This is a genomic window from Geomonas sp., from assembly GCF_035254065.1.
Classification (GTDB): domain Bacteria; phylum Desulfobacterota; class Desulfuromonadia; order Geobacterales; family Geobacteraceae; genus Geomonas.
In genome coordinates, this window is the sequence record NZ_DATFBA010000087.1 from 1 (window position 1) to 4,956 (window position 4,956).

Sequence of the window (4,956 nt, forward strand, 5' to 3'; positions counted from 1 at the left end):
CTACATCGCGTCCTCTCTGAAGAGTTTCGGCTATACCGTGGACGAGCACCGTTTCACCGATGGCGGCGCCTTGCATCGCAACCTGATCGCCTCTCGGGCGGGGAGCGGCCTTCAGCCGGAACGGATCGCGGTGCTCGCCCATTACGACACGGTGGCGGAGACGCCGGGTGCCGACGACAACGCAAGCGGCGTCGCCGTGCTGCTGGAGGTGGCGCGTCTGCTGGCCGGGCTATCCTTCGAACAGACCATCGACTTCATCGCGGTTTCCCTGGAGGAGAACCGCAGCGAAGACGAACCCGGCTCGGGCACCCGGGGGAGCATCGCCCTGGCGGCTCACGCCCGCCAGGAGGGGTGGCGGATCGGAGGAGTGCTGGTGCTGGAATCGGTCGCCTACGCCGGGGACGACGTGCTGCAGAACGTTCCGCCCGGAGTTCCCGTACCGGTACCTAAGGTCGGCAACTTCATCGCGCTCATCGGCAACGAGCGGTCGCTTAACCTGGTGAGTGCCTTTTTGCAGGCGATCGAGCGGCTCAAGCTGGAGCTTCCCTACGTGCCGCTGGTGGTACCGGGCAACGGGGAGCTGCTCCCCGACAGCCGGCGCTCCGACCATGCCCCCTTCTGGGACCAGGGGTATCCCGCCCTCATGGTCACCGATACCACCAACTTCCGCAGTCCGCACTACCACCGTCCGACCGACACGCTGGAGACCCTGAACCTGGAGTTCGCCGCCAAGGTCTGCCGCGCCACCGCGCAGGCGGTGATCGACCTCGCGCAGCTTGTGACGTAGCGGAAGCCGTCTGTCTCTCCGTGCCCTGGATACTTGAAGGAGAGTGTAGCTGGCCGTTGGTTTCCGCAAACTCTGGCCCCCTTCTGCCAACTCCCCCTCTCCCGGAGGGAGAGGAGACTGTCGGCTGCAGTGAATTCAGAACAAAGAGGCGGAGGACACGCTCCGGCAATTGTTCAGCGAACGGTAACCTGACGGTGACAGCTGCCATCTACCATGGCGCCATTTATCACGACAACGGGTAAGCTGCATGGATACTATCCCTTCCTTGATCGCGGCCACTTGCCGCGCCTTTGACAGCCGTACCGCCATGCTGCAGAAGCGGGACGGCCGCTGGCGGGAAACCTCCTATGGGGAGTTGGGCGAGCGCTCCGTGGCCCTTGCGGCCGCGCTGGCCGGGAGGGGCTTTAGTCCTGGGGAGCGCGCCGCCCTTTTGGCCGCCTCCTCCCCCGAGTGGGTGATGGCCTACCTCGGCGTCCTGCAGGGGGGCGGGGTCGTGGTGCCGGTCGACAGGGAGCTCAGGGAGATCGAGCTGAGCCATATCCTATCCCACAGCGAGGCCCGCCTGCTGTTCGTCGACCTGGACCGGCTACCGTTGGCCGTTTCCCTGGCGCAGGAGCTGCCCGCCCTGGAGCTGATCGTGGTACTGCCGCCCGAGGAAAACCGCCGCTACCAGGTCGCCTCCCGTTGCACGGTCCTTTCCCTCGCCGATCTGTTGAGCAACCCCGCCGGCCGCATCGTCCCGCCAGCCGCCTCCGATACCGCCCTCATCCTCTACACCTCGGGTACCACCGGCCGTTCCAAGGGGGCCATGCTGAGCCACGCCAACATCGTCTCCAACATCCGGGGAGCAGCCCGGCACCTGGAGGTCGACCAGTCGGTGCACACCCTCTCCTTTCTCCCCATCAACCACGTCTTCGAGCAGGTCTGCGGGGTGCTGGTCCCCCTCTCGCTGGGGGGGAAGGTCTCCTTCTGCGAATCGCTGAAGAAACTGGGCGACAACCTGGCCGAGGTGAGGCCCACCTTCTTCGTGGGGGTGCCGGCCGTCTACCGGATGATGCTGGGGCGGGTCATGAAGGGGATCGAGGAGCGGAGGCTGGCGCGGCTCCTTTGGTCGCTGCCGTTTCTACGCGGGCTTATCACCGGCGGCATCCGCAAGAAACTTGGCGACGGTACCACCTTCATCAGCGGCGGGGCGGCGCTTGACCCGGCTGTGGCGGCCGGTTTCGGCGAGCTGGGGATGACCCTGTTGCAGGGGTACGGGATCACCGAGACGGCTCCGGTGATCGCCGCCGAGTCCCCCAGCTGCCGCCGGGTGGGGAGCGTGGGGCGGATGCTGGAAGGGGTGGAGGTGCGCATCGCCTGCCCGGACCTGGAGGGGGTGGGCGAGATCCAGGTCAAGGGGCCCAACGTCATGCAGGGGTACTTCAGGGACCCGCAGGCAAGTTCGGAGGCGATCGTGGACGGCTGGTACCGGACCGGCGATCTCGGCCGGCTTGAGGACGGGTTTCTCTACATCTGCGGGCGGGTCAAGAGCCTGATCGTGACCCCCAACGGCAAGAACGTCTACCCCGAAGAGGTCGAGATCGAGATCCTGAAAAGCTCCCTGGTGGCTGAGGCGGTGGTCTACGCGCGGAAAAGCGGGGAGGTGGCCGAGGAGATCTGCGCGGTGGTCCGCCCCGACCAGGAGGCGCTGGAGGAGTACGCGGCGAGCCAGGGGAGGGGGGCGTTGGCAGACGCGCAGGTCGAGCAGCTGATCAGGAAGGAGGTGGCGGAGGCCTGCCAGAGGCTCGCCTCCTACAAGCGGGTGAAGCAGGTCACCATCTGCCGGCAGGAGTTTCCCAAGACGACCACCCGTAAGATCAAACGGTTCGAGGTCGAGGCGTTGATGGCGGCGGGAAGCATGTAGAGAAGCCGGACGGGCCGGACGGCCTGCCTCTGTGGTGGGGAGGCTTCTCATCTGCGTGGAAGCTTCCCTCACCCCGGCCTTCTCCCGGAGGGCGAGGGGGCGTTGGCAGAGCCGGTTTAGCCGGTTGAGACGGTGTGTCCCTCTCCTGTTTCGGCGGCCATGGTCACCATGTTGCGGCCGTTTCGCTTGGAGGCGTAGAGGGCGTCGTCGGCGGCCTGGATCAGCTGGTCGAGCGTTTGGCCTTCCGTGGCCTGCTCGGCGACCCCCAGACTGATGGTCACCTTCAGCCGCTCTCCCCCCACCTCCAGTTCGCTCTGCGCCACCACTTCGCGCAGCCTCTCCGCCAGCATGCGGGCGTTTTCCGCGCTGGTTTCCGGCAACACGCAGCAGAACTCCTCCCCGCCGTAGCGCCCCACCACGTCGATCCTCCGCACCGTTTCCTTCAAGATGGAGGCGATCCTCATGATCACCTGGTCGCCCAAGATGTGGCCGTAGGTGTCGTTGACCCGCTTGAAGAAGTCGATGTCGATCATCAGCACGCTGAGCGTCTTGCCGTAGCGCCGGGCGCGGTCCATTTCCTCCTGCAGGACCAGTTCCAGGTGGCTCCGGTTCAAGAGCTTGGTCATCGGGTCGAGCCGGCTCATCTCCACCAGCTTGTACTCGTACATCACGTACTCGGTGACGTCCTGTACGGTGATGAAGATGCTGACGATGGCCCCCTGCTCGTCCCGGATGGGACCGGCGGTGCAGTTTTGCTGCATGAAGGGGAGCTGCACAACGCTGGGGTGCGGGTTCTTCATGGGGATCAGCTGCTTGTGCAGCTTCTGTGAGAAGAAGGCGTAGTTGCCGAAGGCGAGCACGCTCTTGATGAAGCGGCTGTACTCGGGCTCGGCGAGGTGGGAGTAGAAATCGAGGATGGACTTGCCGCAGATCTCGCGCGCCGCGATCCCGCTGTGCAGCTCCATCCAGCGGTTCCAGGACTTGACCTTCAGCTCCCGGTCGAGGACCATCAGCCCCAGGTCGATGTTTTTGAATATCTGATCATGCTCCAGCATATTTTCTCAGGTAGTCCCAGATCGCCTTTTTCAGCCACTCCAGGGTGGTGCCGTTGCTGACCAGGAAGAGATAGCCGCGGGCATCGTACTCCTCGAACTGGAATAGCGTCTTGAAGAAGATGGCGAAGGAGTCCTCGGTGGCGAAGGAATCGCTCAGGGTGCGGTCGATCTGCTCCTTGGCGTAGAAGCGCGGGGGATAGTAGCTGACCACGTCCCCCAGCATCTCCGCGATCCTGCTGATGCAGGCGCCGATGATGATGTTGCTGATCTCGATCAGCGACTCGCGCTCCAGGACGTCGAGGTCGTGGCCTCCCAAGGCGCTCCCCGCCCCCTGGCTGAACATCTGCAGGAGCTTCTTCCCCTCCCCGTGGGGGAAGAGGAGCACACTGGAGCCGCTGAAGTTGCCGCTGAAGAGCTGCATCACCATGCTCATCTCCTTGGCGTCGGGGACCTTGGCCTGGATGTAGCGCAGCACCTCGTCGTGGGCGAGCACGTCGATGTAGGGGACCGAGAGGGTGACGTAGAGGTTGATCACCTCGGAGAGCCCGGCCGCCGCCTGACCGAAGGAGATGTTCATGATCTCCTGCAGGGCGTCCTTCTCCAGGGGAGTCATCAGCGCGCTGGTCTCATGCATGGGATTTCTCCGCCTGTTGTAGGGCCTTGCGAAGTTGGGCCTGCAGGACCTCCCTGGCGCACGGCTTGCCTATCACCGCGAAGGCCCCCAGTTGCTCGACCTTCTCGACGGTCTGCTTCTGGATGTCGGCCGTGCAGATGATCACCACCGCATCGGGAAACTCGCTCTTGATGGCGGCCAGCACCTCGACGCCGCTCATGCCGGGCATGGTGAGGTCCAGGAAGGTGACGTCCGGGTGCAGGCAGCGGAAGGTCTCCAGGGCGGTGGGGCCATCCGCCGCCTCCACCACCTCGTGCCCTTCGTTCTCGGGAATGGAAGAGACGTGGCACATGCGGGCCACCATAGAGTCATCGACTACCAATATCTTTGCCATCACTATCTCCGTGGGGCTATCGGATGCCGGTGTCCGGTTCTATTCAGCCGGACGGGCGAGGGGTCTGTCGGCCCCACTTTTCAATCATTAGGCGTAGAACAATATTATATTTCGGAAATTACACTTCTGTGATTTCGTTGTCAACTCTCAACACCCGCCTGCCACGAAATTGTTCTCAAATATTCTATAGCTATGAGATAT

Annotated in this window: 5 protein-coding genes; 2 read left to right on the forward strand and 3 right to left on the reverse strand. The window is 63.9% G+C overall.

Annotated elements, in window-relative coordinates:
* A partial coding sequence (locus VJ604_RS04545; RefSeq protein ID WP_324080194.1) for a M28 family peptidase occupies positions 1–787 on the forward strand: 787 nt, incomplete at its 5' end.
* 265 nt (positions 788–1,052) lie between these two features.
* Complete coding sequence (locus VJ604_RS04550; RefSeq protein ID WP_324080195.1) at positions 1,053–2,693, forward strand: AMP-dependent synthetase/ligase; 1,641 nt, start codon at positions 1,053–1,055, stop codon at positions 2,691–2,693.
* 116 nt (positions 2,694–2,809) lie between these two features.
* On the opposite strand, the gene VJ604_RS04555 is transcribed toward VJ604_RS04550, so the two are convergent.
* Genes VJ604_RS04555 through VJ604_RS04565 form a run of 3 tightly spaced genes read right to left on the reverse strand, consistent with a single transcriptional unit; the run spans position 2,810 to position 4,755 of the window.
* Positions 2,810–3,748, reverse strand: a complete 939-nt coding sequence (locus VJ604_RS04555) for a diguanylate cyclase (RefSeq protein WP_324080196.1) — start codon at positions 3,746–3,748, stop codon at positions 2,810–2,812.
* Positions 3,735–4,382: a chemotaxis protein CheC gene (locus VJ604_RS04560; protein ID WP_324080197.1), complete on the reverse strand. Its 648-nt coding sequence runs from the start codon at positions 4,380–4,382 to the stop codon at positions 3,735–3,737. Before VJ604_RS04560 ends, VJ604_RS04555 begins: the two co-directional genes overlap by 14 nt.
* On the reverse strand, positions 4,375–4,755 hold the full coding sequence (locus tag VJ604_RS04565) for a response regulator transcription factor (RefSeq protein WP_324080198.1): 381 nt from the start codon (positions 4,753–4,755) through the stop codon (positions 4,375–4,377). The genes VJ604_RS04560 and VJ604_RS04565 overlap by 8 nt, the downstream gene beginning before the upstream one ends.
* Between the last annotated feature and the right edge of the window lie 201 nt (positions 4,756–4,956).

Excerpts from the sequence above, each read along its gene's own strand:
- VJ604_RS04555 (WP_324080196.1), bottom strand. The coding sequence starts at position 3,748 with ATGCTGGAGCATGATCAGATATTCAAAAACATCGACCTGGGGCTGATG.
- VJ604_RS04560 (WP_324080197.1), bottom strand. The coding sequence starts at position 4,382 with ATGCATGAGACCAGCGCGCTGATGACTCCCCTGGAGAAGGACGCCCTG.
- VJ604_RS04565 (WP_324080198.1), bottom strand. The coding sequence starts at position 4,755 with ATGGCAAAGATATTGGTAGTCGATGACTCTATGGTGGCCCGCATGTGC.